The 15,796-nt window shown below is 72.3% G+C and carries 14 protein-coding genes; 11 read left to right on the top strand and 3 right to left on the bottom strand.

The annotated features are described in order from the left end of the window. Positions 1-21: 21 nt before the first annotated feature. Positions 22-693 carry a lysophospholipid acyltransferase family protein gene (locus tag ACIBBH_RS21335; RefSeq protein WP_399406858.1) on the bottom strand — a complete coding sequence of 224 codons (672 nt, stop codon included), beginning with the start codon at positions 691-693 and terminating at the stop codon, positions 22-24. A gap of 367 nt (positions 694-1,060) precedes the next feature. Here ACIBBH_RS21335 and ACIBBH_RS21330 point away from each other — a divergent pair, with 367 nt between their 5' ends. The 3 genes from ACIBBH_RS21330 (at position 1,061) to ACIBBH_RS21320 (ending at position 3,378) form a co-directional block, all read left to right on the top strand. Continuing rightward, a complete protein-coding gene (locus tag ACIBBH_RS21330) occupies positions 1,061-2,254 on the top strand; it encodes a glycerophosphodiester phosphodiesterase (protein WP_399406783.1) in 1,194 nt (397 codons plus the stop codon). A gap of 77 nt (positions 2,255-2,331) precedes the next feature. Further along, entirely contained in the window at positions 2,332-2,835 is a 504-nt protein-coding gene (locus ACIBBH_RS21325) for an RNA polymerase sigma factor (protein WP_399406781.1), read from the top strand. A 45-nt stretch (positions 2,836-2,880) separates the two neighbouring features. Then, positions 2,881-3,378, top strand: a complete 498-nt coding sequence (locus ACIBBH_RS21320) for a GNAT family N-acetyltransferase (protein WP_399406779.1) — start codon at positions 2,881-2,883, stop codon at positions 3,376-3,378. On the opposite strand, the gene ACIBBH_RS21315 is transcribed toward ACIBBH_RS21320, so the two are convergent. Beyond that, positions 3,368-3,790, bottom strand: coding sequence for a hypothetical protein (locus ACIBBH_RS21315; protein WP_399406777.1), 423 nt, complete (start codon positions 3,788-3,790; stop codon positions 3,368-3,370). The two genes, ACIBBH_RS21320 and ACIBBH_RS21315, sit on opposite strands and share 11 nt — an antisense overlap. Positions 3,791-3,792: 2 nt before the next feature. Beyond that, positions 3,793-4,152: a hypothetical protein gene (locus ACIBBH_RS21310; RefSeq protein WP_399406776.1), complete on the bottom strand. Its 360-nt coding sequence runs from the start codon at positions 4,150-4,152 to the stop codon at positions 3,793-3,795. A gap of 69 nt (positions 4,153-4,221) precedes the next feature. On the opposite strand from ACIBBH_RS21310, the gene ACIBBH_RS21305 reads away from it, so the two are divergent. The 8 genes from ACIBBH_RS21305 to cobA all read left to right on the top strand — a co-directional run bounded on the left by ACIBBH_RS21305 (position 4,222) and on the right by cobA (position 15,783). Next, entirely contained in the window at positions 4,222-4,872 is a 651-nt protein-coding gene (locus ACIBBH_RS21305) for an HAD family hydrolase (protein ID WP_399406774.1), read from the top strand. A gap of 390 nt (positions 4,873-5,262) precedes the next feature. Continuing rightward, entirely contained in the window at positions 5,263-6,306 is a 1,044-nt protein-coding gene (locus ACIBBH_RS21300; protein ID WP_399406772.1) for a methionine ABC transporter ATP-binding protein, read from the top strand. Further along, on the top strand, positions 6,303-7,040 hold the full coding sequence (locus ACIBBH_RS21295) for a methionine ABC transporter permease (protein WP_399406770.1): 738 nt from the start codon (positions 6,303-6,305) through the stop codon (positions 7,038-7,040). Before ACIBBH_RS21300 ends, ACIBBH_RS21295 begins: the two co-directional genes overlap by 4 nt. 72 nt (positions 7,041-7,112) lie before the next feature. Beyond that, positions 7,113-7,943: a MetQ/NlpA family ABC transporter substrate-binding protein gene (locus ACIBBH_RS21290; RefSeq protein ID WP_399406768.1), complete on the top strand. Its 831-nt coding sequence runs from the start codon at positions 7,113-7,115 to the stop codon at positions 7,941-7,943. A gap of 140 nt (positions 7,944-8,083) precedes the next feature. Further along, complete coding sequence (locus ACIBBH_RS21285) at positions 8,084-8,722, top strand: GNAT family N-acetyltransferase (protein WP_399406766.1); 639 nt, start codon at positions 8,084-8,086, stop codon at positions 8,720-8,722. A gap of 131 nt (positions 8,723-8,853) precedes the next feature. Further along, the gene (gene cbiE, locus ACIBBH_RS21280) at positions 8,854-10,068 is read left to right on the top strand and encodes a precorrin-6y C5,15-methyltransferase (decarboxylating) subunit CbiE (RefSeq protein WP_399406763.1); all 1,215 of its coding nucleotides are present in this window, start codon (positions 8,854-8,856) and stop codon (positions 10,066-10,068) included. 345 nt (positions 10,069-10,413) lie between these two features. Then, positions 10,414-14,397, top strand: a complete 3,984-nt coding sequence (cobT, locus tag ACIBBH_RS21275) for a nicotinate-nucleotide--dimethylbenzimidazole phosphoribosyltransferase (protein ID WP_399406761.1) — start codon at positions 10,414-10,416, stop codon at positions 14,395-14,397. A gap of 141 nt (positions 14,398-14,538) precedes the next feature. Beyond that, positions 14,539-15,783 carry a uroporphyrinogen-III C-methyltransferase gene (gene cobA, locus ACIBBH_RS21270; RefSeq protein WP_399406760.1) on the top strand — a complete coding sequence of 415 codons (1,245 nt, stop codon included), beginning with the start codon at positions 14,539-14,541 and terminating at the stop codon, positions 15,781-15,783. Positions 15,784-15,796: the final 13 nt, after the last annotated feature.

Raw genomic sequence — 15,796 nt, 5'->3', positions numbered from 1 at the left:
GATCCGCCGGACAGGTCCTGGCTAGGCGGCCTTGGCCTTGGTGGCGTACATGTCCACGTACTCCTGGCCCGACAGCCGCATGACCTCGGCCATCACGGAGTCGGTCACCGCCCGCAGCACGTACCGGTCCCGGTCCATCCCCTCGTACCGGGAGAACTCCATCGCCTCACCGAACCGAACGGTGACCCGCCCCGGCCGGGGGATACCCCGGCCCCCCGGCTGCAACTTGTCCGTACCGATCATCGCGAACGGCACCACCGGCGCGCCCGTCATGAGCGTGAGGCGGGCGATGCCCGTCCGGCCCCGGTAGAGCCGGCCGTCAGGCGACCGCGTCCCCTCGGGGTAGATCCCGAAGACGTTCCCCTCCTCCAGGATCCGCCGCCCGGTCATCAGCGCCGCCACGCCCCCGCTCGCGCCGTCCCGGTCCACCGGGATCATGCCGACGCCGGTGAAGAACCACGCCATCAGCCGGCCCTTGAAGCCCTTGCCGGTGACGTACTCGTCCTTGCCGATGAAGAACACCTGCCGCTTGGTGACCAGCGGCAGCACGATCGAGTCGATGAACGTGAGGTGGTTGCCGGCCAGGATGACCGGACCGTCGCCCGGGATGTTCTCCGCGCCCTCCACCTGTGGGCGGAACATCAGGCGCATGATCGGTCCGAGCACTGCCTTGATGAGCGCGAAGCGGGACAACGGGTCCTCCGATGCCAAAGGGGCCGGTATGTGTCTGTGCAGGTGAGGACGATACTCGCGGCTCCCCGCGAAGCGCACATCGGGTGCGTCCGGTTCATCGATGTCTTACGCACTGTTGACGCGGGTTTACCTGCGGCACCGCCTCGACGGTCGCCCGTAACGCCGGCGCGACGATGTGACGGACCTCGCTCGAGGCCTCGATGTGCCGCGTACCCGAGGTACCCGCAATGAAGCCGACGGATCGTCACATCTTGCCCCGCATACGCCGTCTGGCGTCACCCACCTGTTCGGACCAGGGTCTCCCTCAGGTCATGTCCGCGCACCTACCATCGGCGCGCACCAACCGGCGGACGGCAGGAGGGCCCTCATGGAAACCCGTGACTCGAACGAACGGGACGCGAACGGACAGGCGCACGGGACCGGACGGCGGGCACTGCTCGGCGCCGCGGTGCTCGGTGCGGGCGGAGTGGTCCTCGGGCTGCCCGGCGCGGCGGGAGCCGCCGAGGCGAAGGCGGCGGCCGGGCACGGAGGCGGGGGGCTGAAGAGCCTGCCCGTACCGACGGTCATCGGCCACCGGGGCGCCAGCGGCTACCGGCCCGAGCACACCTTCGGCTCGTACCAGCTGGCCCTCGACCTGGGCGCCGACGTCGTCGAGGCGGGCGACCTCGTGCCCACCAAGGACGGTCACCTGGTCTGCCGGCACGAGCCGGAGATCGGGGGCACCACCGACGTCGCCGACCACCCGGAGTTCGCCGGCCGCAGGACCACCAAGGTCCTCGACGGGGTCTCCACCACCGGCTGGTTCACCGAGGACTTCACGCTCGCCGAGCTGAAGACGCTGCGGGCCGTCGAGCGCATCCCGGCCAACCGCCCGCACAACACCCTCTACAACGGCCGCTGGGAGATCCCGACCTTCGAAGAGGTCCTGAGGTGGCAGGACGAGCAGACCCGCAAGCGGGGCAGGCAGGTGTGGATCTACCCGGAGACCAAGCACCCCACCTACTTCCGCAAGCTGGGCCTCGGCCTGGAGGAGCGGGTCGCCAATCTGCTGCGCAAGTACGGCAAGGACAAGCGGAACTCGCCGGTCATCCTGCAGTCCTTCGAGCCGAGCAGCATCCAGCGTCTGAACACGCTGGTCGACAACCCCCTGGTCGTCCTGCTCTCCACGGCGGACAGCCGCCCCTGGGACTTCGTCGAGGCGGGCGACCCGCGCACGGTCGCCGACCTCGTCACGCCGAAGGGCCTGAGGGAGATCGCCGGTTACGCGCAGGGCATCGGCCCGACCCTCGACCTGGTCGTCCCCAAGGACGCGAACGGCCGCCTCACCACGCCGACCACCCTGGTCAAGGACGCCCACGCGGTGGGCCTGGTCCTGCACCCGTACACCATGCGCAACGAGAACCCCTTCCTGCCGGCCGAGTTCCGCAAGGGCACGGCCGCGGACGCCTACGGTGACGTCTTCGGGGCGTTCAAGGCGTACTTCGCGACCGGTATCGACGGCGTGTTCACGGACAACGCGGACACGGGCGTGCTCGCCCGCGCGGACTTCGTCAACCGCTGACCCCCCGCCCCCCCCCGTTCGAGCGGACTGACGGCCGCCCGGGCAACCTGTCCCGGGGCGGCCGCGTCGCTCTGCATATGACGCACGACCTGGTTGCCGTACTGCGCCCACTCCTCACCGCGGAGGCCTCCGCGGAGGCGTATGCCACCGGAACCGAACCGGGTGACCTGGAGCAGGCGGTCTGGCTCCGCCTGCTGGAGCGGCTGGAGTCCGACGGCCCGCCGCTCGACCCGCAGGGCTGGCTGCGCAAGGCCGTCCGCGCCGAGGCGCGCCGCAGCCGTCGTACGTCCCGTCTCGAGCGGCCCTACGGCACCGAGCCCGCCGACGGCGGCCGCGACCCGGAGCAGTTGGCCCTCGCGGCCGCCCGGCGCCGTGCCCTGCGCGACGCGGTGCGCCGGCTGCCCGGACGCTGCCCCCGGCTGATGGAGGCATTGCTGTCGCCGCAGGACCTCACCTACCGGGAGATCGCGGGGGAGTTGGGTATCTCACAGGGCAGTCTTGGACCGGAACGTTCCAGATGTCTGGGATGTCTGCGGCGATTGCTGACGCAGGAGGTTGCGGCCCGTGAAGTGCGGGGATAGGAGTGGGGGACGACCGGTGATCAGGTGAGCGGGAGGCGTGCGCACATGGGCATGAGCGTGACCATCTCGGTGGCGACCGAGCAGGATGCAGAGCAGATCTTCAGGCTCCAGTACCTGTGCTTCCAGAGCGAGGCTGCGCTGTACGGCAACTACCGCATCGCCCCGCTCGTCCAGAGCCTCGACTCGCTCCGCCAGGAAGTCGCCTCCGACTGCGTCTACGTAGCGCGGCTCGGCGAGGAGGTGGTCGGCTCGGTACGCGGCCGGGTCACCGAGGACGGCGCGGCCTCCATCGGCAGGCTCTGCGTCCACCCGCGCCTGCAGGGCCACGGCATCGGCGCCCGTCTGCTGCGTGCGGCGGAGGAGGCCCTGGTGCAGGAGCGCGGCGCCACCAGGTTCCGCCTGCACACCGGCCACCGCAGCGAGAGCAACCTCCGGCTGTACCGCCGGGTCGGCTACCAGACGGTGGGCACGTCGAAGGGCGAGGACGGCGTACCCATGATCGTCCTGGAGAAGCCGGCGGGGACGTACGCGGCTACCGCGTGACGGCGCGCGACTTCCGCAGCCAGTACAGGGCGGAGAGCGGCAGCAGCACGGGAATGAAGACGTACCCCATGCCGAAGTCGGACCAGACGGTCGCGTCGTGGAAGGCCGACGGCTCGACCAGGGTCCAGGTACCGACGACCAGCACACCCGCGAGCTCGGCGGCGCAGCATACCTGTGCCGCCCTGCGGGCGGTCTCGCCGCCGCGCACCAGCGTGTACGTGATGAACCCGTACACCACACCCGCCACCGCCGACAGCGAGTACGCTAGCGGCGCCCGCCCGAAGTCGGTGGCGATCTGGTAAGCGGAGCGCGATACCGCACCGACGACCATCACGCCGTAGAACCAGACGAGCAGCATCCCCGGCCCGCCGATGAGCCGCTTCTTCGCCGGCTTCTCCCCCGCGGTGGTCACCGTCATCCTCCCCAGATGTCATAGAGCCGCACCTCGAGCACCGCCAGCACCACACCGCCGGCGGCGACCGTCACCGAACCCCAGCGCGTCCGCTCGGCCAGCGACATGAAGCCCGCCGCCGGGACGCACGCGAACGCGCCCAGCAGATACGCCACGAAGATCGTCGTCCCCTGCTCCGGCTTTTCGCCCCGCGCCAGCCGCACGATCCCGATCGCCAGCTGCACCACGGCCAGCAGCGACACCACGGCCATGCCGATGAAGTGCCAGTCCTTGGTCGGCTGATCCCGGTAGGCGGCCCACCCGCACCAGGCGGCGAGCAACAGCGCGGCGACCCCGGTCACCAGCGTCAGGACATTGAGCATGCGGTGACCTTATTACGGGCCAAACAGTCCGACGAGGTCGCCCCCGCTGTACACCGTAGGGTCCAGAGCATGACGATCCATGCGCAGGCCCTCCTGTTCGACAACGACGGCACCCTTGTCTCCTCCCTCGGCTCCGTGGAGCGCTGCTGGACGCGGTGGGCCCGGGAGTACGGGATCACGGCCGAGGAGTTCGGGCGGGTCGAGCTGCACGGGCGGCCCGCGGCGGAGATCGTCGCCGATCTGCTGCCCGCGGACCTGGTGCCGCAGGCCGTCGCGAGGGTCGAGCGGCTGGAGGTGGAGGACGTGCCGAACGGGGGTGTGCACCTGCTCCCCGGCACGACGGACTTCCTCGACTCGCTGCCCGCCGACTCCTGGGCCGTCGTCACCTCGGCCACCCGGCGGCTGGCGGAGGCCCGGCTGGGCGCCGTCGGCATCCGGCCCAAGACGCTGATCGCCGCCGACGACATCACGCGCGGCAAACCCGACCCCGAGCCCTACCTGCTCGCCGCCCGCCGGCTGGGCGTCGACCCGGCCCGCTGCGTCGTCTTCGAGGACGCCCCGGCCGGACTCCAGGCGGGCCGCGCCGCCGGGATGACCACCGTGGCATTGACCACAACCCACCAGGCCCACGAGCTGGTCGCCGATCTGGTCGTCGAGAACCTGTCGGCCCTGTCCGCACTGGTCACCCACGGGGGAGTCGGGATATCCGTCCGCGGCTGACCCGGTACCGGCCGCTGTCCGCCGCTGTCCGGCATGCGGACAGCGGCGGCCTGTCAGGACCGTACGTCTGGTTTACTGATCGCATGACCACGACGAGCTGCCGCATCCCTGCGACCGAGGCGACCATGACGCCCGGTGCTCGTTGTATGTGTCGGATGTACCGAATGTGCGCCTTCTAGAGGGTCCCCGCACCACCTGAGCCTCGCGCCCCGAAGCGAGCCGCCGTGGCATGTCCGTACGCCGTCGTACTGCGTACGTGACCGCCGCCGCCCCGCGCACCTGTTCTCCCCGGTTCCATCGCCACCGCGAGAACCGTGCCGCGTCCCTGAACGAATGCACCCGTGCCCGGGCACATCCACGCCCCGGCACTCGACAGTGACGGAAACCCACGTGATCACCACATCGGGCCTCACCAAGGTCTACCGATCCCGCGGCCGCGAGGTCACCGCCCTCGACGGCGTCGACCTGCACGTCCGCGAAGGCGAGGTGTACGGCGTCATCGGCCAGTCCGGCGCCGGGAAGTCCTCACTCATCCGCTGCGTCAACCTGCTGGAGCGCCCCACCGCCGGCACGGTCACCGTCGCCGGGCAGGACCTCACCGCCCTCGCCGGGCGCGGGCCGCGCGCCGGCCGGGAACTGCGCCGGGCCCGCAGCCGGATCGGCATGGTCTTCCAGCACTTCAACCTGCTGTCCTCCCGGACCGTCCAGGACAACGTCGAGCTGCCGCTGGAGATCCTCGGCACGTCCGGACGGGAACGCTCCCACAAGGCGCTGGAGCTGCTGGACCTCGTCGGCCTCGCCGACAAGGCCAAGGCCTACCCGGCCCAGCTCTCCGGCGGCCAGAAGCAGCGCGTCGGCATCGCCCGCGCCCTGGCCGGCGACCCCAAGGTGCTGCTGTCCGACGAGGCCACCAGCGCCCTCGACCCCGAGACCACCCGCTCGATCCTGCAACTGCTGCGCGACCTGAACCGCCAGCTGGGCCTGACCGTCCTGCTCATCACGCACGAGATGGACGTCGTGAAGTCGATCTGCGACTCCGCCGCCCTCATGGAGAGGGGCCGGATCGTGGAGTCCGGCACGGTCAGCGAGCTGCTGGCCACCCCGGGCTCCGAGCTGGCCTCAGCGCTGTTCCCGGTGGGCGGCGAGGCCTCCGGCGCCGACCGGACCGTCCTCGACGTCACCTTCCACGGCGAGGCCGCCACCCAGCCGGTCATCTCCCAGCTCTCGCGCACCTACAACATCGACATATCGATCCTCGGCGCCGCCATCGACACCGTCGGCGGCCTCCAGGTCGGCCGCATGCGCATCGAACTGCCCGGCCGCTACGAGGACAACGTGGTGCCGATCGGCTTCCTGCGCGAAAAGGGCCTCCAGATCGATGTCGTCGACCACGAGGGCCAGGAGCCCGCGCTGGTCGAGGAGGGTGCGAAGTGACCTGGTCCGAGATGCAGCCGCTGCTGTCGCAGGCGGGTTACGAGACCTGGTGGATGGTCGCCTGGTCCACCCTGATCTCCGTCGCCGGCGGCCTCCCGCTCGGCATCCTGCTCGTGCTCACCGAGCGGGGCGGTCTGCTGCAGAACGTCGTCTCCAACAAGGTGATCGGGCAGGTCGTGAACGTACTGCGGTCGATGCCCTTCATCATCCTGATGGTCGCCCTGATGAGCTTCACGCGCTGGGTCACCGGGACGGCCATCGGCACCACCGCCGCGATCGTGCCGCTCGCCATCGGTGGCGTCCCGTTCTTCGCCCGCCTGGTCGAGACGGCCGTCCGCGAAGTGGACCACGGTCTCGTCGAGGCCGTGCAGGCCATGGGCGGCAACACCTGGACGATCGTCCGCAAGGTCCTCGTCCCCGAGTCACTGCCCTCGCTGATCGCCAGCACCACGACCACGCTCATCGCCCTCATCGGCTACTCCGCCATGGCAGGCACGGTCGGCGGCGGCGGTCTGGGCGACCTCGCCATCCGCTACGGCTACCAGCGCTTCGAGACCGAGCTGATGTGGATCATCGTCGCGATCCTCGCCGTCGTCATCTCGCTCATCCAGTTCGCCGGCGACTACGCGGCCCGCACCCTGCACCGCCGCGGCGCCCGCTCCGGCCCCGCGCCGAAGCTGCGTCTGCTGAAGACCGAGGAGCCCGTGGCGGCCGACATCGGCAAGGTCGCCTGAGCGCCCACACCCCCCAGGACTCCCCGTTCACCCATCACGGGGTCGCACCACCGTTAAGGAAAGGCACTTTTCGTGCGTAACACCGCAAAGATCACCGCCGCCGTCCTCGCCGCGGGCACCCTCACCCTCGGGCTCACCGCCTGCGGCCCGGACGGAGACTCCGCCTCCTCCGACACCGACGGTCCGCTGGTCGTCGCCGCGAGCCCCACTCCGCACGCCGACATCCTGAACTTCGTCAAGCAGCACCTGGCGAAGAAGGCGGGCCTCGACCTGGAGGTCAAGGAGTTCACGGACTACATCACGCCGAACACGGCGACCGAGGCCGGCGACGTCGACGCCAACTACTTCCAGAACCAGCCGTACCTGGACGACTTCAACAAGAAGCGCGGCACCCACATCGTGCCCGTCGTCACGGTGCACCTGGAGCCGCTCGGCCTGTACTCCCACAAGGTCAAGAAGGCCGACGCCCTGAAGAGCGGTGCGATCGTCGCCGTCCCGAACGACACCGTCAACGAGGCCCGCGCCCTGAAGCTGCTCGCCGACAACGGGCTCATCACCCTCAAGGACGGCGTCGGCACCGAGGCGACCGTGCAGGACATCGCCAAGAACCCCAAGAACCTCACGTTCAAGGAGGTCGAGGCGGCCCAGACCCCGCGCTCCCTGGACGACGTCGACGCGGCCGTGGTGAACGGCAACTACGCCATCTCCTCCGGCCTGAATCCCGCCGAGCACGCCCTCGTCCTGGAGTCCGCGAAGAACAACCCGTACGGCAACTTCCTCGCCGTGAAGAAGGGCAACGAGAAGGACCCGCGGGTCAAGAAGCTCGCCGAGCTCCTCACCTCGCCAGAGGTGAAGAAGTTCATCGAGGACAAGTACCAGGGTTCGGTCATCGCGTCGTTCTGAGCCCATATCGCCACGCACGGGGTCCACTCGCTCACTTGGAGTCGACCCCGTTGTGCGGTTCGGTGCTTTCATGCTGCATGCTGGGCAGTTCAGCAGGCCCTGACGGCATCCGAAGGTTTCCGACGTGTACGGAGCGGCGCATGACTAGCACCTTCCCCAACATCTCCATCAGCACGGAGCGGTTGGTGCTGCGGCCCCTCGACGAGGACGACGTGCCCGCCCTGGCCGAGATGATGAACGACGAGCAGGTCGGGGCCTGGACCGACGTTCCGCAGCCGTTCACCGAGGACGGTGCCCGGCACTGGATCACCGAATGGGCGCCCACCGAACGCGCCGCGGGTCGCGGCCTCGACCTCGCCGTCACCGAGTTCCTCACCCAGCGCCTGGTCGGCATCGTCCAGCTGACCAAGACCAACTGGCACATCCGGTCCACCGAACTGTCGTACATCATCGCCCCCTGGGCCCGCGGCGAGGGCTACGCCTCCGAGTCCGCGCTCGCCACCGCCCAATGGCTGCTGGGCGACCAGAAGTTCGAGCGCATCGAGCTGCGTACCGCCGCCGGCAACACCGCCTCCCAGCAGGTCGCCCAGAAGATCGGCTGCATCAGCGAGGGCGTGCTGCGCAACGCCTGCATAGCCCGCGTCCGCACGGAGGACGGCACCTGGACGGACGTCCGTACCGACTTCATCGTGTGGAGCCTCCTCCCGGAGGACCTGGAGGGCGCCGGCGAGCAGCTCGCCGACCGCGGTGGTTTCACGTCGTTCTCCGACTGGAACTGACCGGAACCGACCGGACGCAACCCACGGCGACACCGCCCGCCGCGCGCCCGACGGCTTCGCCAGGTACCCTCAGAGCCCGCCCGCGGGCGACCGGACCCTCACTACCTGCGAAAACCTGGAGACTGACGACGATGGCCGACCGGGTCACGGTGATCGGCTGGGACGGCTCGCCGCTGACCGACGCGGCACGTTCCGCGCTCGGCGCCGCCACCCTCGTGGCGGGCGCGGCCCACCACCTGGCGCTTCCCGAGGTCCCGCACACCGCCGAGCGCGTCCGCCTCGGCAGCGTCGCCCTGGCCGCCCGTCGCATCGCCGCCCACCGCGGCACCGCCGTCGTGCTCGCCGACGGCGACCCCGGCTTCTTCGGCGTCGTACGGACCCTGCGCGCACCGGAGTTCGGCCTCGAGGTCGAGGTCGTGCCCGCCGTCTCCTCCGTGGCCGCCGCCTTCGCCCGCGCCGGGATGCCCTGGGACGACGCCCGAGTGGTCGTCGCGCACCGGCGCACCCTGCGACGCGCGGTGAACGTGTGCCGCGCCCACACCAAGGTCGCCGTCCTCACTTCACCCGGCGCCGGCCCCGCCGAACTCGGTCTGCTCCTGGACGGAGTCCACCGCACCTTCGTCATCTGCGAGGAACTGGGCACCGAACGCGAGCAGGTCACCGTCGTCACCTCCGACAAGGCCGCCGACCACACCTGGCGCGACCCCAACCTGGTCATCGTCATCGGCGGCCCGGCGGGCCCCGTCGCCGCGGGGGACGGCTGGATCGCCGGCCGTGACCCGGCCGCCGGACCGCGCGGCTGGGTGCTGCCCGACGAGGTGTACGGCGGCGGGCTCGGCGAAGGGGAAACGGATCTGCTCCGCTCCGCCCAACTCGCCCGCCTCGGACCGCGCGCCGGCGACCTGGTGTGGGACATCGGCTGCGGCAGCGGCGCCTTCGCCACCGAGGCCGGGCGCGCGGGCGCCGCCGTCATCGCCGTCGACCGGGACGTGGCGGCCTGCGCCCGCACCGAGACGGCCGCACGGCGCTTCGGAGTCCAGCTCCAGATCGTGCACGGCACCGCCCCGCACATCCTGGAGAACCTGCCCGAACCGGATGTCGTCCGGGTCGGTGGCGGGGGAGCGGCCGTGGTCTCCGCGGTCGCCGACCGCCGCCCGCAGCGCATCGTCACCCACGCCGCCACCCGTGACGCGGCCGAACTCGTCGGCCGGGACCTGACCGAGCACGGCTACCGGGTCGAGTGCGCCCTGCTGCAGTCCGTCGAACTCGACACGCGGGCCTGGACGGAGACCGAACGGAGCGTCGCGTTCCTGCTCAGCGGGGTACTCCCCGATCGCGCCCCGTGATCCTCCTGTCGTACCGCGCGCGGTAGGCTGGCCGATCGTTGTACCGCACCAGGTGGCCCGGACATTCGTTCGTCAATGTCCGGAAACCGCGCCCCTTTTGGGGTGGGTGTGGTATGGCAGAACCGGAGGACGCGCAACGTGGCGCAGTCCACAGCGTGCTGTCGCGGATCAAGCTGTCGCGACGGCGGCGCGGCCGCGACAATGCCACTGAATGGCTTTGTCGCCTTTTCCGGCCAGGCCGTTCGTGCCGCTGGGCACGCACGCTCGTTCTTCACTACGGGGCGGTCGGTGCGCCGTTCCGGTGAGCTGGTCGTAGGAGCACTAACCGATGGGCGAGGGGTACGCATGACGGACACCGGCCAGGTCCCGGGCGAGGGGCTGCCGGAGAGCGCAGGCATGGTGGAGCAGCCGGGCGTCCCCGCGCACGGCGCGTACACCTACCTCTCCGAGTCCACCGCCGAGGACGAAGACCTGCTGCTGCCGGGCGCTCAGGGAGCATGGGGCAACGAGGTGCCGCCGCCCCCTCCGGAGCCGGTCCTCGAGGCCGTCCACGAGCCGGGCCCGCACGAGACGGACGGCCGCGACAGCGGCTCCGTGGACCTCGGCGGCGTCCGCCTGCCCGACACGGGGCCCGTGTCCGTCCCGCCGTCTCCGATCCTCTCGGCTCCGCATGACCCGGCGGCGGCCCCGTCCGTCCCGCGCCGCCCGTTGCACCTCGGCCCACCGATCCCCGACGCCTCGGCCAGCCCGGTCCGCTCCCTCGCCGACCGCGGTCCGGCGGGAGCGCCCGCACGGCAGCCCGGCCCGCCGGCCACCGGCCCCGAGTACCTCGACGCCCAGCCGCTGCGCGACCTCACCCCGCAGGGCGCGGCACCCTGGGGCGCGGCGCACCCGGCGCCCGCGGCACAGGTGAGCCCGCAGGCACCGGCTGCCGAAACGGTTGCTCCGGCAGCGGACCCGGGCACCGACCCCTCCGACGCTGCCCAGGCCGCCGTGGCCCGGCTCGCCACGCAGGCCGCCACGGCGGGCGCCACGACGGAGACCGCCGCCGCTGCCGCGCAGGTGGCTGCCGAGGCGGTCCCGCAGGCGGCGGACGCGGTGCGGGTCGTGACCGGGCATGAGGGCGTGCAGGTGGCGTCCGAGCAGGACGGGACGTACGCGGTGGCTGCGGGGCAGGACGCTGAGGGTGCCCGCGCTCCGGAAGCCGCGTCGGGCCCTGAGGCCGTTCCTGCCCCGCAGGCCGTGCCGGGCCCCGAGACCGCGCAGGGTGCGCAGGCCCCCCAGGACGTCCAGGAGACCGAGGAAACCCTCGGCCAGGAGAACGCCCAGTCAGGCGGGGACCCTCATGGGTCCGGCGAGCCTGTTGCCGAAGACACGGAGGCCGTCGGGACGCCGGAGGTCGCGCAGGACCAAGCGGCCGCACCGGGCGCGGAGGACCCGCAGGTCCAGGCTGTCCCCGCCCACATCCCCGACGCCGAGCAGATCACCGGGGACGCGGAGGCCCCCGAGGCCGCCCAGGCCGCCGAGGCCGTTGGGACCGCCGAGGCTGCTGAGACCGCCGACGCCTCCCAGACCCCGCAGCCCGTCCAGGCACCCGACGTACCGGCACCCGAAGCCGTTCACCCCCAGGTGGAGCCCGTCGCCGACGCCGGTCAGCCCGTGGCCGAGCCGCTTCTCGCCGACGCCGGTCAGGCCCACCCGGCCGAGGTCCCGCAGACCGCCGCCGCCGTCGACGCGCAGGCAGGCGCCCCCGCCCCGGAGCCCGCCCGGATTCCCGAGGCCGCGCACATCCCGCAGGCCGTGCCCGCCGCAGAGACGCCGCAGGCCCCCGCGCCCGCCCCCGCCGAGACCCCGCAGGCAGCCCCCGCGCCCGCTCCCGTCCCGGCCCCGGCGTCCCCGGAAGCCGAGTCCACGCCGGCCGCCCCCGAGGACGTGCCCGCACCCGCCGGTGAAGGCACCGCCCCTCAGGTCCAGGGCCCGCAGCTCGGCCACACCCAGACCGGTGAGCAGGGCCAGCCCGCCGTTCTGGTACCGGAGGACCAGCCGCGCGCCGACGAGGCTCAGCCGCGGCACGGCCAGGGACAGGCCCTGCTCCAGGCGCCGACGGAAGCGGAAACCCTCGGGGCCACTGCCCCGGTGACCGAGGACGCCCAGGCCGCGCAGCCTCACGACGGCGTCGCCGTGCACGCCGCACCCACCGACCCGGCCGTCGCGCACGCCCAGGCTTCCGAGCCCGGTGCCGTACCGGCTACGGCCGCCGAAGACGAGGCCCCCGGGGATCCCGCCGCCGCGCTGCCGGGCAGCGTCCCGCCGCAGCCCGAACCGGACCAGCCGCTGGGCCGGTTCGTGCCCGTACAGGGCACCGTGCCGACCGCCCCGCACCTGGCCCCGACACCGCCGCACCCCATCGTCGTCCCGCCGGACGAGCAGCCCGCGGCGGCGCCCACGGTCCCCGCACCTCGCGCGGCCGACACGGCTGCCGAGCCGGTCGAGGAGCCGGACCCCGAAGTCGTACAGCACGTGGAGGACCTGGAGACCAGGGCCGCCGACCAGGAAGAGGGCACGGCCGCAGTGGCAGAAGCACGACAGTCCACCGGCCCGGCCGCGCCCGGCTACAACGACGCGGAGCGCGAGGCCGTGCTCAAGGTGATGCGCGAGCGCCGCGACATCCGCAACGGCTTCCGCAGCGACCCGATCCCGCACGAGGTGCTGCTCCGCGTCCTGGAGGCGGCTCACACCGCGCCGTCCGTGGGCCACTCGCAGCCCTGGGACTTCGTCGTCATCAGGTCCGCCGAGACCCGGCGCAGCATGCACGAACTGGCCATGCGCCAGCGCGAGGCGTACGCCAAGTCCCTGCCGAAGGGCCGGGCGAAGCAGTTCAAGGAACTGAAGATCGAGGCCATCCTCGACACCCCGGTGAACATCGTCGTCACCGCCGACCCGACCCGCGGCGGCCGGCACACCCTGGGCCGCCACACCCAGCCGCAGATGGCGCCGTACTCCGCCGCGCTCGCGGTGGAGAACCTCTGGCTCGCCGCCCGCGCCGAGGGCCTCGGCGTCGGCTGGGTCAGTTTCTTCGACGAGCGCGAGATGGTCCGCGCCCTCGGCCTGCCCGAGCACCTGGAGGTCATCGCCTACCTGTGCGTCGGGTACGTCGACGAGTTCCCGGACGAGCCCGAGCTGATGCAGGCCGGCTGGTCCAAGCGGCGCCCGCTGTCCTGGGTGGTGCACGAGGAGACGTACGGCCGTCGCGCCCTGCCCGGCGAGGACCCGCACGACCTGCTCGCCGAGACCGTCGCGCAGATCCGCCCGCTGGACGCCAAGGCGCTCGGCGAGGCCTGGGAGCGGCAGAAGCGGATGACCAAGCCGGCCGGCGCGCTCGGCATGCTGGAGATCATCTCCGCGCAGCTGTCCGGCCTGTCCCGGCAGTGCCCGCCGCCGATCCCGGAGCCCGCGGCCGTCGCGATCTTCGCCGGTGACCACGGCGTGCACGCCCAGGGCGTCACCCCCTGGCCACAGGAGGTCACCGCGCAGATGGTGGCCAACTTCCTCGGCGGGGGAGCGGTCTGCAACGCCTTCGCCGGGCAGGTGGGCGCCGAGGTCTGCGTCGTCGACGTGGGCGTGGCCGCCGAGCTTCCCGCCACGCCCGGCCTGCTGCCCCGCAAGATCCGTGCCGGCACGTCCGACATGACCACCGGTCCCGCGATGACCCGCGAGGAAGCCAAGCAGGCCATCGAGGTCGGCATCGAGACCGCCCGCGACCTGGTCGCGGCCGGCAACAAGGCGCTGCTGACCGGCGAGATGGGCATCGCGAACACCACCGCGTCCGCCGCCCTGATCTCCGTGTACACGGGCGCGGACCCGGCCGAGGTGACCGGCCGCGGCACCGGCATCAACGACGAGACGCTGGCCCGCAAGACCGAGGTGGTCCGCCGCGCCCTCGACCTCCACAAGCCGGACCCGGCCGACCCCATCGGCGTCCTCGCCGCGATCGGCGGCTTCGAGCACGCGGCCATGGTCGGCCTGCTCCTGGGCGGCGCCTCGCTGCGTACGCCGGTGATCCTGGACGGCGTCAGCGCCGGTGCCGCCGCGCTGGTCGCCCGCGCGATCGCCCCCGAGGTCCTCGCGGCCTGCGTCGCCGGCCACCGCAGCGCCGAGCCCGGCCACGTGGCCGCCCTCAACAAGCTCGGCCTGCGCCCCCTGGTCGACCTCGACCTGCGCCTCGGCGAGGGCACGGGCGCCCTGCTCGCGCTGCCGCTGGTGCAGAGCACGGCACGGGCGATGCACGAGGTGGCGACGTTCGACTCGGCGGGGGTAACCGAGAAGTAGCGGCCGCAGCAGTGGCGGTCCGGTGTTCAACTGCCGGACCACCCGAGCCGCCCCACCCGCCCACGCCTTAAAATCCGCACGTCAGGGCCGCTCCGATGGCGCAGCGCCCACCGCACGCCCGTACGAGGAGCCGTACCTCACATGGCCGAACATCCCGCCTACCCCGTAGGCCTCCGCCTCACCGGCCGCCGAGTGGTCGTCCTCGGCGGCGGCCAGGTCGCCCAGCGCCGCCTGCCGGCACTGATCGCAGCCGGCGCGGACATCCTCCTCGTGTCCCCCGAAGCGACTCCCTCGGTCGAGGCCATGGCGGACGCGGGCGAGATCACCTGGGAGCGGCGCCCCTACGCCGACGGCGACCTCGCCGAGGCCTGGTACGCCCTGATCGCGACCAGCGACCCGGAGGCCAACACCGCCGCCTCCACCGAAGCCGAGCGCCACCGCGTGTGGTGCGTCCGCTCCGACGACGCCGACGCGGCCACCGCCTGGACCCCCGCCACCGGCCACAGCGAGGGCGTCACGGTCGCCGTGCTCACCACGGACGCGCGTGGCCGCGACCCCCGGCACACCGCCGCGGTCCGCGACGCCGTGGTCGAGGGCCTCCGCGACGGCACTCTGGTGGCTCCCCACCACCGCACCCGCACCCCCGGCGTCGCCCTGGTCGGCGGTGGACCCGGCGACCCTGACCTGATCACGGTGCGCGGCCGCCGCCTCCTCGCCGAGGCCGACGTCGTCATCGCCGACCGGCTCGGCCCGCGCGACCTGCTCGCCGAACTCCCGCCGCACGTCGAGGTGATCGACGCGGCGAAGATCCCGTACGGCCGTTTCATGGCCCAGGAGGCCATCAACAACGCGCTGATCGAGCATGCCAAGCAGGGCAAGTCCGTGGTCCGGCTCAAGGGCGGCGACCCGTATGTCTTCGGCCGCGGCATGGAGGAGGTCCAGGCGCTCGCGGAGGCCGGGATCGCCTGCACGGTCGTGCCCGGCATCTCCAGTTCGATCTCGGTTCCGGGCGCGGCCGGGATCCCGGTCACCCACCGGGGTGTCGCCCATGAGTTCACGGTGGTCAGCGGGCATGTCGCTCCCGACGACGAGCGCTCCCTGGTCGACTGGCCGTCGCTCGCCAAGCTGACCGGCACGCTGGTGGTCCTGATGGGCGTGGACAAGATCGGGAAGATCGCCGAGACGCTCGTCGCGCACGGGAAGTCCCCCGAGACGCCCGTCGCCCTGGTCCAGGAGGGCACGACGGCCGCGCAGCGCCGCGTCGACGCGACCCTCGCCACGGTCGCCGAGACCGTGCGCGCCGAGGACGTGAAGCCGCCGGCGGTCATCGTGATCGGCGAGGTCGTCGCCGTGGGCCCGCGCACCTCCGCGTCCCCCTCCGAGTAACCGCGGGTAACGC

It is taken from the genome of Streptomyces sp. NPDC051636 (assembly GCF_044453765.1).
GTDB lineage: Bacteria > Actinomycetota > Actinomycetes > Streptomycetales > Streptomycetaceae > Streptomyces.
Note: the sequence above shows the minus strand (reverse complement) of the source record. Positions and strands in the feature narration are given on the sequence as shown.